The organism is Desulfoscipio sp. XC116 (assembly GCF_039851975.1).
Lineage (GTDB): Bacteria > Bacillota > Desulfotomaculia > Desulfotomaculales > Desulfallaceae > Sporotomaculum.
The window spans coordinates 2,300,536-2,316,413 of record NZ_CP156660.1 but is presented as its reverse complement, the minus strand read 5'-3'; the positions used below and the strand labels follow the sequence as shown (position 1 = coordinate 2,316,413).

16 protein-coding genes and 1 pseudogene are annotated in these 15,878 nt (G+C 43.1%); 13 read left to right on the top strand and 4 right to left on the bottom strand.

Features of this window, described 5'->3' with window-relative positions:
* The first annotated feature begins 8 nt into the window (after positions 1-8).
* Positions 9-287: a hypothetical protein gene (locus ABDB91_RS11120; protein ID WP_347487780.1), complete on the top strand. Its 279-nt coding sequence runs from the start codon at positions 9-11 to the stop codon at positions 285-287.
* A gap of 135 nt (positions 288-422) precedes the next feature.
* Here the strand turns inward: ABDB91_RS11120 and ABDB91_RS11115 are convergent, their stop codons facing one another.
* On the bottom strand, positions 423-1,649 hold the full coding sequence (locus ABDB91_RS11115; RefSeq protein WP_347487779.1) for a DUF401 family protein: 1,227 nt from the start codon (positions 1,647-1,649) through the stop codon (positions 423-425).
* Positions 1,650-2,124: 475 nt separating this feature from the next.
* On the opposite strand from ABDB91_RS11115, the gene ABDB91_RS11110 reads away from it, so the two are divergent.
* From ABDB91_RS11110 to ABDB91_RS11065, 10 genes are all read left to right on the top strand, one after another.
* The gene (locus tag ABDB91_RS11110) at positions 2,125-2,799 is read left to right on the top strand and encodes a GntR family transcriptional regulator (RefSeq protein WP_347487778.1); all 675 of its coding nucleotides are present in this window, start codon (positions 2,125-2,127) and stop codon (positions 2,797-2,799) included.
* Between the two features lie 319 nt (positions 2,800-3,118).
* Complete coding sequence (locus ABDB91_RS11105; protein WP_347487777.1) at positions 3,119-4,108, top strand: tripartite tricarboxylate transporter substrate binding protein; 990 nt, start codon at positions 3,119-3,121, stop codon at positions 4,106-4,108.
* 99 nt (positions 4,109-4,207) lie between these two features.
* Complete coding sequence (locus ABDB91_RS11100) at positions 4,208-4,648, top strand: tripartite tricarboxylate transporter TctB family protein (protein ID WP_347487775.1); 441 nt, start codon at positions 4,208-4,210, stop codon at positions 4,646-4,648.
* 18 nt (positions 4,649-4,666) lie between these two features.
* Positions 4,667-6,175 (top strand): tripartite tricarboxylate transporter permease, encoded by a 1,509-nt coding sequence (locus ABDB91_RS11095; RefSeq protein WP_347487773.1) that lies wholly within the window; start codon positions 4,667-4,669, stop codon positions 6,173-6,175.
* 84 nt (positions 6,176-6,259) lie between these two features.
* Complete coding sequence (locus ABDB91_RS11090) at positions 6,260-6,982, top strand: 4Fe-4S binding protein (RefSeq protein ID WP_347487771.1); 723 nt, start codon at positions 6,260-6,262, stop codon at positions 6,980-6,982.
* 4 nt (positions 6,983-6,986) lie between these two features.
* Entirely contained in the window at positions 6,987-7,622 is a 636-nt protein-coding gene (locus tag ABDB91_RS11085; protein ID WP_347487769.1) for a hypothetical protein, read from the top strand.
* A 124-nt stretch (positions 7,623-7,746) separates the two neighbouring features.
* The gene (locus ABDB91_RS11080; protein WP_347487768.1) at positions 7,747-8,817 is read left to right on the top strand and encodes an AbrB family transcriptional regulator; all 1,071 of its coding nucleotides are present in this window, start codon (positions 7,747-7,749) and stop codon (positions 8,815-8,817) included.
* 16 nt (positions 8,818-8,833) lie between these two features.
* Positions 8,834-10,510, top strand: coding sequence for a dihydroxy-acid dehydratase (gene ilvD, locus ABDB91_RS11075; protein WP_347487766.1), 1,677 nt, complete (start codon positions 8,834-8,836; stop codon positions 10,508-10,510).
* 99 nt (positions 10,511-10,609) lie between these two features.
* Positions 10,610-11,464: a 3-methyl-2-oxobutanoate hydroxymethyltransferase gene (panB, locus tag ABDB91_RS11070; protein WP_347487765.1), complete on the top strand. Its 855-nt coding sequence runs from the start codon at positions 10,610-10,612 to the stop codon at positions 11,462-11,464.
* Positions 11,465-11,894: 430 nt separating this feature from the next.
* Positions 11,895-12,542, top strand: coding sequence for a lactate utilization protein (locus tag ABDB91_RS11065; protein WP_347487763.1), 648 nt, complete (start codon positions 11,895-11,897; stop codon positions 12,540-12,542).
* A 153-nt stretch (positions 12,543-12,695) separates the two neighbouring features.
* Here the strand turns inward: ABDB91_RS11065 and ABDB91_RS11060 are convergent, their stop codons facing one another.
* The 3 genes and pseudogenes from ABDB91_RS11060 to ABDB91_RS11050 form a co-directional block, all read right to left on the bottom strand.
* Positions 12,696-13,034, bottom strand: coding sequence for a type II toxin-antitoxin system RelE/ParE family toxin (locus ABDB91_RS11060; RefSeq protein ID WP_347487762.1), 339 nt, complete (start codon positions 13,032-13,034; stop codon positions 12,696-12,698).
* On the bottom strand, positions 13,024-13,284 hold the full coding sequence (locus ABDB91_RS11055; protein ID WP_347487760.1) for a type II toxin-antitoxin system prevent-host-death family antitoxin: 261 nt from the start codon (positions 13,282-13,284) through the stop codon (positions 13,024-13,026). The genes ABDB91_RS11060 and ABDB91_RS11055 overlap by 11 nt, the downstream gene beginning before the upstream one ends.
* Before the next feature lie 384 nt (positions 13,285-13,668).
* A pseudogene (locus ABDB91_RS11050) lies at positions 13,669-14,088 on the bottom strand (DUF881 domain-containing protein); the annotation flags it as partial.
* Positions 14,089-14,346: 258 nt separating this feature from the next.
* Here ABDB91_RS11050 and ABDB91_RS11045 point away from each other — a divergent pair.
* Positions 14,347-14,946 (top strand): sigma-70 family RNA polymerase sigma factor, encoded by a 600-nt coding sequence (locus ABDB91_RS11045; protein ID WP_347491583.1) that lies wholly within the window; start codon positions 14,347-14,349, stop codon positions 14,944-14,946.
* On the top strand, positions 14,903-15,661 hold the full coding sequence (locus ABDB91_RS11040) for a DUF4367 domain-containing protein (RefSeq protein WP_347487756.1): 759 nt from the start codon (positions 14,903-14,905) through the stop codon (positions 15,659-15,661). Before ABDB91_RS11045 ends, ABDB91_RS11040 begins: the two co-directional genes overlap by 44 nt.
* Positions 15,662-15,878: the final 217 nt, after the last annotated feature.

Sequence of the window (15,878 nt, the reverse complement as noted above, 5' to 3'; positions counted from 1 at the left end):
GGTGACATATGTGTCTGTACGAGCCGGACAAAAGGGTGCTGGTGTCCGGGGACCATATTCTCGTTGACAATAACATCGAATATTTCCCTGATTGTGCCCGAAGAGGAGAATCCCCTGGAGGGTTACTGGCCAATCTGGATAAAGCTTACCACATGGATATTGGACTGGTGCTGCCGGGGCGCCGGAGTCTGATTCACGACGTGCGGAAAAGAATTAACGAGCTTAAAACGCCACCGCCGGGAAAGGGCCGAAGAGATTCTGACCATATTGTGGCAAGGCGGTGCTAACGTTTACCAAGTAGCTTCGCACGGGTCAACTACAAATTGCCTTTGACAATTGACGCAGTCAATTCAAAAACATTCCAGCCTCCGGCCTCTAACCTCTAATGCTAATTTTATCTTTAGCTGGAACGAGTTTACTTTTTAAAAAAACTTTTGAAGCCAATATATCCCCAGAGCTGCGGCTATTGGCATTAAGCCGGGTAGAATCAGAGACTTGTAACAGCTCATAAAGTTCACTTTAAAATAATCTATTGTCAATATAAGGCAAAGATGCAGTGGTGAGATCATAACGCCAACCGTACCGGCCACATATGCAAGCACCGCATAACCTGTCGTAGGTTCAACTATAGATACTAATAATGGGAAAGCAATACCGGCGCAGGCTTGAACCATACCGGTTAACATGCCGGTTATCAAGGGTAAAATAATTACTAATACTAAGATTGGTACTGCTAAGATAGCTATTGCGTTGCTAACTTGAACGACAGCTCCTGATAATTCAAGGACATCTTTAAAAGCCATAACACCCCAGGTGAGGAGAACAATTTTTATCGTTATAGGCTCTTTTAAAGTTTGCCAAATTAAAGCTAGGGGATAACGCTTCTGCAATATCAGGCAGCATAAAACTAAAATTAGCGCCCAAAGGATAGGTATAAAGAGTGCAAGTACAACCGTAACCCATAAGGGCCATGTATTTTTAATAAATACTTGTAAAAATGCTCTGATTTCATGGGCAGAATCTGAGGTAACAGGGGATTCTGCTTTTTGTTGGACTTCGTTGTTATTATATTTAAAAACCAACCAGTATCCCAATAGAGCCCAGAATATAGAAATTGGCCAGAGCCAAAGGAACATCGTTCCTATGGGAATACCGGCTATATGGGCCGCTAAAATCAATCCCGGGTACAAGGGAAGAGAAAATTCCCAAATATGTCTGAACCAATAATTAATAAAAGCTTTATCCTCAGCTCTATATGACGTATTAGCAGTTGCCTGCGCTACTAATGGTGCAGTAAACCGGGCCCCCCCGGCGGACGGAAGAAATCCAACAATCGCTGGAATAATAGCCACTTGGATGCCATGATTCAAGGGTAGATGTGATAATGAGTTAGTCATGGTTTCGAGCATATTGGTATGTCTCATTATTGATTCCAGAATCATGATTAATACTAGGATTAATACTAATGATAGTGTGTTGACATCCATAATTGTTAATCCAAACTGTTTTATTAGACGTACTATATTAAGGCCATAGATAATGCCCAGTATACCTGTTGATATCATCATTGTTATTCCAATACCAATATTTTTACGTAACATTAAAACCATTAATAAGAAAACAAACAGCAGTTTTGCTATGGGCCACATAATTTTTCACCTTATTTTTCATGATATTTTAGTGAAATTCCAAGAAAAAAGATTTACTGATGTATCCCGCTCTTTTATGTTAAGAGTGAATTTTAGGAAACACTTTCCCTTCGTAATTGAGCGCAAAAAAAACAGACCGTCGTGGGATCGCCCTGATCCCTGCCGTGGTGCTTAACCAAGTTAATGGGAAAACGAAAATTTTAATTTTTCCCGCCGGTACCGGGCAAAGCTCAGGGAAAACAAAATCCGGCATAAGAGGAGGTGTTGCATGTGAACACCTACAGAGAATAATGACTTTCAGAATATTTTATTTAGGATCTTTACAAAGAGGAAGAGATAAATTATAATTACTAACGTGGTCTGAGCCTCTGTCTTTTTTTATTATGCATTTTTGTATACAATAATGCAAGTATATTTTAGCCCAGAGTATAGGTACGCAAAAAAGTTAACAATGAAAAATTTAGGAGGAGCTGCAGTGCCCGAAGGAAAGCGTGGTCTGTTACCGGTTCGCAATAGAACACTTTTAACTGAACAAGTTTATTTATCCCTTAAATCTGCAATTATTAACGGTACTTTTCCTACAGGCGAACGATTAAAAGAAGAAGAGCTGGCTAAAAAAATGGGCGTTAGTAGAACGCCTGTCAGAGAAGCTATTAATCAACTTAAGCAGGAAGGGCTTGTCACTCCATTAGTTGGCGGCGGGGTTAAGGTGACAGAAATCTCAACCAAAGAGATTAACGATATATTTGACGTGAGAGATCTGTTGGAAACCCATGCAGCTATGAAAGCTGTGGACAACATCAGCGAAGAACAATTAAAAACTTTAGAGGAAATCATTTTAATGGGCCGGGTTGCCCAGCAAAAAGGGTTAATGGAGAAAATAATTGAATTAAACACACAATTTCACCTTGAAATAATTATAGCCGGTGGAAACAAAAAAGTTTATGAGATAATTTGTAGTCTGCGCGATTATTTACAAGCCTACCGCAGGGTAAGCCTACGCCACTCCCAGGAACCGGAAGCATCTCTTTCCGGGCATGAGCAAATATTTGAGGCTATAAAACTGGGGGATAAAGAAAAAGCTTGCCATTACATGAAGGAGCATCTAATAATCGCGCGTCGTTTGATGTTGGAAAATGTAAAACAATAATGCAGGAAAAATGGATGCTGCAGACTGCGGAAGAAGAAATTAAGAAGATGAATTAATTGGATGTTTATTGCATGTGAAGCATAGTGGGATTTTTTTATTATGTATAATTGTATACAATAATGCAAGTATGCTGGCATACGAAAAATATAGAAAGTAGAGAGGATATAAGCTCATCACACTTTTTGTAATATTCATTAAAAACCTGCTTGCTGATCAAGCTTATATATAAAGCTGCTATTCTTAATTTTGGTTTTAAAAAATGGTTAGGCAAGCTAAATGCTTCCTTAACCAAAATAAATTATAAAGGGGAGGTATTTAAATGAGCAAGAGACTGTTAGTAGCATTAGTTTCCTTGCTGGTCCTGGTTTTAGTCGCGGGTTGCGGTAAAACCGGTGGCGATGAAAACTCAGAAGTGAAGTATCCAGAGAAACCAATCAGTTTCGTGGTACCCTGGAGCGCCGGCGGCGGTAGTGACAGAATGGCACGCATGGTAGCAGATGTTGTTCAAGCTGAGGGCATTATGCCCCAGCCGTTAGTGGTAGTTAACAAACCGGGCGGTAGTGCTGCTGTTGGTATGAACGAAGTGGCTACGAAAAAAGGCGATCCTTATACCATTATCGGCATTGTATCTGCTCAGATCAGTAACCCGCTTACTACCGGGGCTGAAGTTAAAGCCTCAACATTTAAACCTATTGCTGCACTGGCACTGGACGAGTATATGCTTTTAGCCAAAGCGGATTCTGATTTTCAAAGTTTAGGCGATATAGTTGAATATGCTAAGAAAAATCCCGGCAAATTGACAGTGGGTGGCACAGGAACCGGTGCGGAAGACCAAATTTGCCTTGGTCTGTTGCAAAAAGCTGCTGGCATTAAAACGGAATATGTTCCTTTCGACAGCGGCGGTGAAGTGATGAGTTCTCTCCTTGGCGGACATATCCAGTTAGCTTGGGCCAATCCATCCGAAGCAGCTTCTCAGCTTAATGCAGGTATGGTTAAGGCACTGGGTATCATGGCTCCTGAACGCATTGATGCTTTCCCTGACGTACTTACTTTTAAAGAACAGGGGGTCGACGCAGAATTTCGCCAAATTCGGGCTATTTCCGGATCTCCTGACATGCCGGATTATGCAGTGAATGCGCTTGCCGATGTATTTAGGAAAGTTTCGGAATCAGAGCGCTGGCAGAAAGAATACATTGAGAAAAACGGTTTGACCTCCCAGTACATGGGGCCCGATGAGTTCGCACAAGCTATTAACGACGCAGAGAAAGAATATGAGGAAATCCTTACCGACCTGGGACAAATTAAGTAAAAGTATCATATTAGACCTTCTGTTTTAAATTTCTGTGTAAAGGAGGAGGCTGATCTATCAAGGTCCCTCCTTTGCACAGTTACTGGGGGTGAGAAAAATATGTCTGGTGACCGTATTGCATCTCTCGTCGGCATTCTTATGGGTATCTATTGGGCCGTGATGGGGTTTATATATGGCTTTTGGAAAGATTTCGGCCCCGGAAGCGGTTTTATACCGGTAGTTTTTGGTTTGCTGACTGCTGTTTTAAGCTTAATACTGTTAATTCAAACTTTACGTGTAGAAAAAGGTGAAAGTCTTGATCGTCAGGAGTTGCGCGTAATTGGAAAGATTATGGCAACAGTGGCGGCGGCCCTGATATCCCTTAACATTCTCGGCACTATATTTACCTTAATTATTTTGATAATTGCCTGGCTTAGGTTTTTAGAGCGTTATACCTGGTTTTCAGCAGCTAAAGTCAGCGCAGGAACTGCCATAATTGCTTACTTGGTATTTGTATTATGGCTCCGGGTACCATTACCTACAGGCGTGCTAGGTTTTTAACGAAAGGTTGGATATTATATGGACATTATCAACCAATTAATGCTGGGTTTTAGCCAGGCATTGTTGCCTTTCAATATTTTGATGGCTTTCTTAGGCGGCGCTATGGGGGTAATTGTGGGTGCCTTGCCCGGATTGGGCTCTGTTGCCGGGGTGGCTTTATTACTGCCGCTTACTTTTAAAATGGATCCAACAGCGGCCATAATTATGTTGGCAGGTATTTATTACGGTAATATGTTTGGCGGTTCCATCAGCGCCATCCTTATTAATATACCCGGGGATTCGCCTTGCGTTATGACTGCTTTGGACGGGAACCAGCTTGCCAAAAAGGGCAGAGCGGGACATGCTCTATTCATGGCTTTTACCGCTTCCTTTTTTGGCGGTTTACTTGGAATTGTCACACTTACTGTGGTTGGCCCCGCACTGGCTAGTCTTGGCTTAAAATTTGGGCCGGCGGAGTTTACCGCGCTAATTTTAATGGCTTTAACCAGCATAGGCTGGCTTCTTGGTGATAACCCCATAAAAGGCGTAATATCAGCTGCAGTGGGACTGCTTATCGCTACTATCGGCACAGATTTAATCGAAGGGATGACCAGGTTCACTTTCGGATCGGCTAATTTGGCATCTGGAGTTTCGTTTATTCCGATGGTTATTGGTCTGTTTGGCCTTTCCCAGGTAATGTTGATGATTGCCAGGCCGAATGAATTTCCGATTGATAAAGTGCCTAAAGTGTCTTTACGAAACAGTATACCCCCCGTCGGTGAATACCTGCGTGGTCTCTGGACATCCTTACGCAGTGGTGTTTTAGGGTTTTACATTGGTTTATTGCCCGGATCGGGCGCAACCACAGCAGCCTTTTTATCTTATATAGCGGAGAAACGACTCAACAAACACCCTGAGAGACTTGGCAAAGGCGCTCTTGAAGGAGTAGCCGCTTCTGAGGCTGCCAACAACGCCGCCAGTATAGGTTCTTTTGCCCCGTTGCTTTCGTTGGGGATCCCCGGATCAGGAACCTCGGCTTTACTGCTTGGCGGTCTGATGATGTTTGGTTTAATGCCGGGTCCCCTGCTTTTCAGTGAAGCGCCGGAATTTGTCTGGGGCCTTATTGCAAGTATGTATGTCGGTAATTTTCTTGTAGCTCTAACCTGTATTTTGGCAATACCATTATTTGTATACATTTTAAAGATACCTCGTGCTGTTATGGCGCCGGTTATTGTATCTATCTGTATTCTTGGCTCCTATAGTGTCAATAACAATATGTTTGACCTTTGGGTAATGTTATTTTTCGGCTTTATCGGATATTTTATGAATCGTTTTCAATTTCCTATCCCGGCCCTGATTTTGTCGGTGGTACTTGGGCCGCGGCTAATGACATCCATGCGTCAGGCTTTTATGATTTCGCACGGTGAGATTGGTATCTTTTTTACCAGTACAATATCACTTACGCTGATTATTATTACAGTAGCTTTAATAGCGTTCCCAACCTTAAATGCCTTTCTAAAAAAGAGAAAAGCTGCGGCGTCGGAATAACCTGCTCATATCCTTTAAAAAATTTTGTTTTGATAATTGATTAGTCAAAATTACAGACATTACGGAAAGAGGGGAAAAGACAGGATGTTAATCAACAAAGAAACGTGTAAAAACTGCGGCATCTGCGTAAACAGGTGTCCGGTCGGGGCAATTAAGAAAGATGCCGATAAGGGAATTTACATTGAATTTGATGAGTGTGTTGAATGCGGGGTTTGTCTGCGTTGGCGGGTATGCCCCACCAATTCTATTTATCAGCAGGAATTGACCTGGCCGCGCAGCATTCGCAGTATTATGAGTGATGTGTTGACTATTGCTGAAGAGTCACAGATATCCGGTCGTGGCACTGAAGAAATGAAAACAAATGAAGTGACCGGGCGTTTTAAGCCTGGTTGGGTCGGCTTGGCCATGGAATTGGGCCGCCCCGGAGTTGCCACCAGAATGTATGATGTGGAAAAGGTGGCTATGGCGGTGGCCGCAGAAGATGTGACGTTTGAAAAAGAAAATCCTATTACGAGCATGATGTCTGATCCCAAAACAGGCAAGTTCAAGGAAGAACTGCTCAATGAGCGGGTACTTTCGGCTATCATCGAGTTTACCGTTCCCCTGGAAGAAGTGCCGGCTATCATTAAACGCTTGGAAAAGGTAGCGCCCCAACTGGATACAGTATTTAGCCTGGATATATGTTCGAGGGTTGAATCGGACGGAACAGTTCCGCATGTAAAAGTTATAGAAGATTTGGGGCTTTGGATCTCTCCCAACACAAAAACCAACGTAGGTCTGGGAAGACCGCTGGTAAAGGAGGACTAAAAGAATGACGCACACATTGCACAGAGTGGGTAACCGGGAAAGCCTGGAGGGGGATTGGGTATTCTTATGCATGCCAAGTAAGGATATTAATCACGAAGGTTCCGGTCTTAAGTTAAGAAGGTTTTTGGAAATATGCTTGGAAAATGATTGCGTAACTCTCGGTGATTGCCGTAAAGGAAATGAATATCATCAGGGGAGTATGGAAAATATGTTAGCTAACGTTGAAGACCGGGCGGTAGTAACAGCTACTTTTAACAATAAGGAAGCAGTTGTTAAGATGTTAAAAGCTTTAAAGGAAGAAGACCTGGGTCTTTCCATCGTGGTCTCCGGCCTCGCAGATGAAGTGGCGGAGTGCTGTTCCAAAACCGGTCTAAAACCTCATACTGTAGAGCATTCTTTGGGAAGATGGGGTAAACTGGAAAAACTTCCTCAAAAGGAATATTTAGAAATTGCCACTATGTGCGGTCATGCGATGGTTTCAGTAAATTTAATACAAGAGATGGTCGAAAAAGTTAAAAAAGGTAAGTTAACCCCTGAAAAAGCCGCCGGGGAGCTCTTTAAACCATGCATGTGTGGAATCTTTAATACTGACCGGGCCGCTAAGTTAATAGCTGAAATGGTAAATAAGGAAAATAATTAGTACATTTTTATAATCTATAATGGCCCGCTCATACCGGGGTGGGCCGCCAACCCCTGTTTCTTTAACGAACAAAAATATGCAGTAATTTTATGTGCCAGGGGATGAAAAGAAGAGGTGACCGGATATGGCCCTTTTTATTGAAACGTTAATAGTTTCTTTAATCGGTGGCTCTATTTTTAACTTTTTAAAGATTCCTTTGCCGTGGTTGCTGGGGCCTTTGGTTTTAATTATGCTTTGGAAATCCGCGACAAAGAGGTCTTTATATTGGCCTGTTGGTTTACGCAATGCGGGGTTGGTCTTTCTTGGTTTAATTATTGGGATTTCGTTCACTGTAGAAACGGGCTTGCAGATTTTAAAGCAGCTTCCATTAATAGTACTGGCCACAGTTTTAACAGTATCATTTAGTTTACTGGTGGGATATGTTACCAGTCGCAAAACAGGTTTATCCCTGGCTACTGCTATCATAGGAAGCACACCCGGGGGTCTTCCTCAGATGGTTGCTTTAAGCGAGGAAGTTAAAAATGCAGATGCAACGGTCATAACGTTCATGCAAACCATACGAATTATGTCTGTTGTTTTTATTGTTCCGTTTATCGTTATCCATGGCTTGGCGGATAACGTTTTACCAACAAACGCAATTAGCGGTGAATCAGGGAGTGTTGATTTATTAATTGATTTTTCGTGGAATACCATTTTGTTCTTAGTATTAATATTGATGGTTGTGTGGTTGTCGCTGCGTGTAAATTTGCCTACTCCTTTTCTTCTGGGTCCCATTATCGGGTCTATTATTCTTGTTTTAGCCGGTTTCCCGGTGCCAACAGTACCATCATTTATGGTCATTGCCTCTCAAATATGCGTTGGTTCATATATGGGCTTAACTACAAATTTAAGAAACCTTATGCATATGAGGAAGGTATTGTTATACGTTCTTGGCGGGAATCTGGCCATTATTTTATTTTCTTTTTCCATAAGTTATATTCTAACATGCGTGTACCCGCTAAGATTAATTGATGCTTTTTTAGGTATGGCGCCAGGGGGTATAGCGGAAATGGGGTTAACAGCGCTACAGGTCCATGCGGATATTTCATTAATCACAGCATACCAGATGTTTCGTCTATTATTTATCTTATTTTTAATACCCGCGTTGTTAAAATACTGGTTTGGAAGCGTTCCAGGGAAATGCAAAGAACATTAGAAAGGAGGTTGTTAAAGTGCGTAGCGATGCTATGAAAAAAGGACTGCAAAAAGCGCCGCACCGATCTTTGTTCAAAGCGTTGGGGCTTACCGATCAGGAACTGGGGCGACCTATGATCGGGGTAGTCAATTCATTTAATGAAATAGTACCGGGACACATGCATTTGCGGGAAATTAGTGAGGCGGTAAAGGCCGGGGTAAGAATTAACGGTGGTACGCCTATTGAATACCCCTCCATCGCGGTTTGTGACGGTATAGCTATGAACCATGACGGAATGAAGTATTCTCTTGCCAGTCGGGAAATAATCGCCGATTCAGTGGAAGTTATGAGTATGGCGCATCCGTTTGACGGCCTGGTATTAATAACCGCATGTGATAAAGTTGTGCCCGGTATGCTCATGGCTGCAGCCCGGCTGGATATTCCGACTATTATTATTAGCGGCGGCCCTATGTTGGCCGGAAGTTTTAAAGGGCGGGACGTATCCGTTAGTAATATTTTTGAAGCTATCGGCGCTGTGAAATCGGGTCGTATGTCCGAGTCGGATATGTCTGAACTTGAAGAAGTAGTTTGCCCGGGTTGTGGTTCCTGTGCAGGTATGTTTACCGCTAATTCCATGGGTTGTCTGACAGAAGCACTGGGTATGGCTTTGCCCGGCAATGGAACCCTCCCCGCGGTTTCCGCCGCACGCCGTCGTTTAGCTAAATTAACGGGCATGCGGATTATGGATCTGGTAAAAGAAAATTTGTGTCCTTCAGACATTATGACTAAAAAGGCCTTCATAAACGGTTTGGCTTTGGATATGGCTTTGGGATGCTCTACTAATACGGTTTTACATTTGCCTGCCATTGCTTATGAGGCAGGTGTGAAAATCAATTTAGATCAAATTAACGAAATTAGCTCTAAGACACCTAATCTATGCAAATTAAGCCCTAACGGTACTCACCATGTCCAGGATCTTGATGAAGCGGGTGGTGTTTCCGCGGTACTGCGCCAGCTGGTTGAACACGGGCTTGCAGACGGAAGCGCTTTGACCGTTACCGGTAAAACCTTATGGAAAAATATTGAGAATGCCGCAATAAGCCGCAATGAGGTTATTCGTAATGTTGACGACCCGTACAGTTCTACTGGCGGTATTGCGATTCTTTACGGTAACATAGCGCCCGGCGGCGCGGTGGTCAAAAAAGCCGGGGTGGCCCCGGAGATGTTGAAGCACCGCGGAACGGCACGGATTTTTAATTCCGAGGAAGATGCCGTAGCTGCTATGATGAGCAATCAGATTCGCAAAGGTGATGTAATCGTAATCAGATATGAAGGCCCCAAAGGTAGTCCGGGTATGCGGGAAATGCTTACTCCTACCGCCACACTGGCGGGTTTGGGGCTGGATAAGGAGGTAGCTTTAATTACCGACGGGCGCTTTAGCGGGGCCAGTCGTGGAGCTTCCATCGGTCACGTTACACCTGAAGCTGCGCTGGGTGGTCCCCTGGCTGCTTTAAAGGAAGGCGACATTATCAGCATAGATATCCCAGCATGCAGCTTGAATGCGGATTTAAGTCAGGAAGAGTTGACTAACCGGCTAGCTAAATGGGAAATGCCCGAACCTAAAGTAAAGAAGGGGTACTTGGCCCGTTATGCTGAGCTGGTAACTTCGGCAGGCACGGGAGCTGTGCTGAAAAAGAAGACTGATTCTTTTTAGGCTTGTTGAATGAGTTTATGGGTGAACCGGGATTTTACCCTCAATATCGTAAACTTAAAAAGCTTATATTAAAATTATTAATTAGGAGATGAACTAGTTATGAGCAAAAAAAATATTGGTGCTTTTCATAATATGGTCGAGGCCGGAGAAAAAATAGTCTATTTAACAGCTTATGATTACCTGGTAGCCAAAATGCAGGAAAAAGCCGGGGTGGACATGATTCTTGTCGGCGATTCACTGGGCATGGTATCCCTTGGCTATGATACTACTTTCCCGGTTACTCTGGATGATATGGTCCGTCACTGCCAGGCAGTGCGCCGGGGTGCTCCAAATACATTTATCGTCGGAGACATGCCGTACATGTCATACCAGGTATCCGATGAACAAGCTGTGGAAAGTGCCGGGAGATTGGTTAAAGAGGCTTTGGTTGACGCAGTTAAGCTGGAAGGCGGCGGTGAACGCATGTTAAGCCGCATCAAAGCTATTAACGAGGCCGGTATTCTAGTTATGGGCCATATAGGACTTACTCCACAGTTTATGGGACAAATCGGCGGTTATAAGGCTCAGGGGAAAAATGCCAAAGCTGCTATGCAGCTGGTTGAACAGGCCAGGTTGATTGAGGAAGCCGGGGCATTTTCCATCCTGGTAGAGGGCGTTCCGTCAGCAGTGGGACAGGCCATCACGGAAAGGGCTAACATTCCCATACTGGGCATCGGCGCGGGGCCGCACACTCATGGACAACTGCTTATTTACGCTGACATGGTGGGTTTATATGATAACTTTACTCCCAAATTCGTTAAAAAATATGCCGGTGTAGGGCAAGTTTTGGTAAGCGCCTTTGAAGATTATGCCCGGGAAGTGCGCGAAAATAAATTCCCTGTTGAGGAAGAGCATACCTATAAAATGAGTGAAGATGAGATCAAGGAATTGAAAAACCTGCTGAAAGAAGTTTAGTGAGCTCGTTTAGTTAAAGCTGAACATCGGGGATTCAGGTGGGGATTTTAGCTCACCTGAAGTAAAAATAGAAGGGAGTGTCGCAAAACTACTTTCTTAGAGCAGTGAGCGATGCTCCTTTTCCTCTATAAAATTAAATTCAGCGAATTATTTCAATAATAGCCTTGATATCTTTATAAAAATCTGTTGTACCACGAATTACTAGCTTTTGTGCAACAGCCCCCTGGGAATTTGATAAATCCATGGTGTATGATGTTTATTGGTAAGTCTGGATAATATGGGAGCTGTAAAATGGCTCTCATATTGCGTAAAAAGTATTATTATCCGGAAGGTAAGCTGCTAATAAAATTTCCAAGGTCATTGTAAGGGTGAAAATTTCATTCTTAGCAGAAACTATTGATCACGGAAAATTTCTGCCGGAGGTGCGTTGATGAATTTAGATGAATTAATTAGTTGGAATTATGAGCAAATGATCCGGAAAGCGGTACAAGCCCTGGAGAAGAACGGTTTTACCGCCGTTTACTGTCCAACAAAGCAGGTTGCTTATGATTACATTATACAAGAGGCCGAAGGTGCGCAAACAATTGGCTTCGGCGGTTCTCTATCGGTGGCCGGCCTTGGGGTTACAGAGGAATTAGAGGTAATGGGCAAGGAACTGCTTATCCACGGGAAGCCGGGCTTAACACCTGCTGAGACATTGGAAGTAATGCGCCGGCAGCAAGTTAGTGATCTGTTTTTATCCGGCACTAACGCGCTAACCTTAACAGGCTGTCTGGTAAACATGGATATGACAGGCAATCGCGTGGGAGCCATGTTGTTTGGTCCCCAAAAAGTTATAGTAGTCGCCGGGCGCAATAAAATCGTTGACAATACGGAAGAAGCAATCAAGCGCATAAAAAGATACGCTGCGCCGCGTAATGCCAAACGCCTGAGCAAAAACACTCCCTGCGCCAAAACCGGCTTTTGCCAGGAATGCAGTTCACCGGACCGTATTTGCCGGATCATGACGGTTATTGAGCGCAAACCCGGCCTGACAGACCTGCATGTGTTGGTGGTAAATGAAGACATGGGGTTATAAAGCCTCGTAGCCTAACCTTCGGTCGGGTTGTTTAAGTCTAGCACATGGAGTCAAGGCTCTCCGCTTCGCTCCGACCGCAGGCGGCGGCTAATGGCCCGGCCCTTTTCCACTAATCACGAATCGGTGTCCGTCAAAGTGGGAATACGGCGGTTTTTATTCTGCTGTTTCATCTTTCATAAGATCTCCGAAAAGGATACGCAGATAATCCCGGCGGCCATAAAGCACTCGATCCACATAGACCTCATCGCCATGAACCCGGTAGAATGTGAGGTAATTTCCATGCACAAGAAAGCGGTAATCGCTCTCGACATTGGCAATTGAGGATAGGGGCGCGCCCATCTCCGCAAATTCTATCAACTGGTCAGTGGCATCCATAATGGTGTTTACGACACGTGCGGCGGCAGATGGATTTTGAAGCTCCGCCGCAATATAGTCCCATATTTCTTCCAAATCCCTGCGCGACTGGATAGAGTAGCGGAGCCTATACTTCATCCGTTCTTGCGCGGAAATGCGCCCTCATGTCTTCGGGCTCCAGCCAGCCTTCCTGCTCGCCGGACTTTCTGCCCTTTGCAAGTTCGTTCATAAGACGGAGCGTCGCCTGTGTTTTCTCATAGTCCTGCATATCCACAATGGCGTATCTGCCGCGCCCGTTTTTCGTCAAAAAGACAGGAGCGCCCGGGGCCACATGATGCAGCACCTTGCTGTAATTGCGCAGATCGGAAATCGGTTTGATGTTCGGCAACTCTATCCGCCCCTTTCTGCCTATAGAATACGCTATTCTGTTGTAAAATACAACTGCGAATTTACAGCAAAATCTATTGCCTGCAATAAAAGAGAGGAAAATCCCATGCTGACATCTGAATTCAGCAAGATCTATGAAGCCAAGATCAGGGGCACCGTCTACACCATCACCAGCGAATGCCCGGAGGACACCGCCGACGACATCCTGTAAGCCAATAAATTAGATTTAGTCAAAGGGTCAGCTTGTCCTAAAATACAGTATTGGCAATTTGTACATTCTATCAGTTTTATCAATATCTTTAGCTTATCTTTGTTAATAAATCTTGGAGCAACGCTTCTTTTAATTCGGGCAAACATGCAACATGATCTGCGGTTCAAAAACGTCTTAATTTTTTACTGGCTTGGCAAACCGAAAATATATGTTTTCTTTATATTTGGGTATTAACAATTTGTCTTCCTTTTCTATTTTTACCCCCACATCATTGCGTAACAAACCAACATAGCTTTTGTCTACTTTTAATGCATCACTTAGAATATCAGGATCTCCTATAACTTTGATAATAAAAGGACTGTTATAATCATTGTTATTCACCTTAATCGACATTCCATTTGCTTTTATTTTGCTTGAGGAAATCAATCGTTCATCATTGACAGAAATAACTTCTGCTCCTGCAGCGTTTAATTGGTTTACAACTGTTATAATGTCTTCATCGTGAACAATATAGCGCATATCGTTTTTATTGGATTCATTATCTGTAAATGTTATGCTAATACCTTTACCTTCAACATCTATTGCTCCTGATTCTTCATTAACCTCGTTCTAAGCGGTAGGACTATTGGACGTTCATGTTCAGTACATGTGAGGAATGTCACCCTATCAATTAAAGCTGCAACCATGATTTCGTTTTCAAACAGCTCTGTCCATTTAGAGAACTCAGTCAGGGCTTTCTTTGATAAACTCAACGTTTAGGAGAAGCATGATTTTCCCGGTCGAAACTTTTTGTCGCCAATTACTCTCTAAATGCCTGTATAATCAATAACAAAGGGTGTGATGCAAGTGATCATGATGATAGTAGCCGCAATAGTAGGCGAAGATGACAAGGCTTTTATGCTGAACTTATATCGAGATTATTATGGTATTGTAAGAAAGACTGTTTATAATATTACCCATGATGCGGACAATGTGGAAGATTTAATTAACGATACTTTCATGAAATTAATTGAAAAGATATCTTTAATTCGGACTCTAGACAGTTGCAAGATAGCTGCTTACGTTGTCTATACTTCCAGGAGCGTGGCAATTAACTTTGTAAAACGCAGAGATGTACAGAAAAAACATGCGTATTATGGAGAAGATATGGATCTGGCCGGGAAGGTTCCCAGCCTTGAAAACACCACGGAAGATAGGATTATTCATCAGGAAGAGATGGAAGAAATAAGGAATGCCATATTAAGGCTTCCGAAAAAGCAGAAAGATCTATTGTATTTTAAATACATATTGGGAATGACTGATGCGGAAATATCAGAAACTTTCGGGATAGTTCCCGGCAGTGTGCGGCAATATTCGACAAGGGCCCGAAGAGAAGCCCAAAAACTCATGGATAAGGAGATGAGTATGCGTGCCGAAGAACAACCCGGAACAAATTCGAAAAAAACTTTATGAGGAATATGAAGATAGTCTGTTTAAATTGATTATGCACGACGTTGCGGAAAAAGAAGGAAAACTTTTTTTGGAAGAAAAAGAGAAGCTAAAAAATGCCGTGGAATTCCTGCCTTCCGCAGAAGCATTCAAAAGGTTTAGCCAACAACTGGACGCTCATTTAAAAAAGCCGCTGACTTATGCCAGAACACAACGTATTTTTAAGGCCTTAAACAGATTTGCTGTAGCCATGCTGATTGTGATTGTTCTATCGTCTATTGCCGTGACGAGCGTAGAAGCATTGAAAGTCAGGGTATTGAATTTATTGATGGATATCCAACCGGAATATACGTCCCTTGAATTAAAGGACAACGGTTCGGATAGTGGCAGTTTAATTATAAACTGCCATAAAGCTTATATCCCGACCTATATACCGGCCGGATTTAAAGTCAGTGCTATTTCCAACGGTAAACTTTTAAGAAAAATCGAATTCAAAAATCAGCAGGGTTCTTTTATCACTTATACGGAATTAAGCGAAGGCAGCAAGCCTGCGCTGGATACGGAGAATGCTTCCATCTTTGAAACGGTAGATATCAACGGGCATGAGGGAACGCTTGTAGTCAAAGACTCCCTGGTTACAATCATCTGGGGAATGAATAACCGTATGTTTGTGATTCGGGCACAGACGGGAAAGGACACGGCGATAAAGGTGGCCGAAGGGGTGGAATATATAGATTAACGAGGAGATATAAAAAGCAAAAAACTTGTTGCAAAAAACCTTCTTTGTTGTCTTTACTATTAAAAAATATTTTAAAGGAGGTTTTTAGTTTGAAAAAATTTATCTGCCTGGTTATTATTGTCCTTATGGCTGTTTTCTCCACCGTTCCGGCTTACGCGGTTGACGGGACAAAAAACGAAAGAACACACGAATTGGCAGCTCCTCAATTCACGTACAT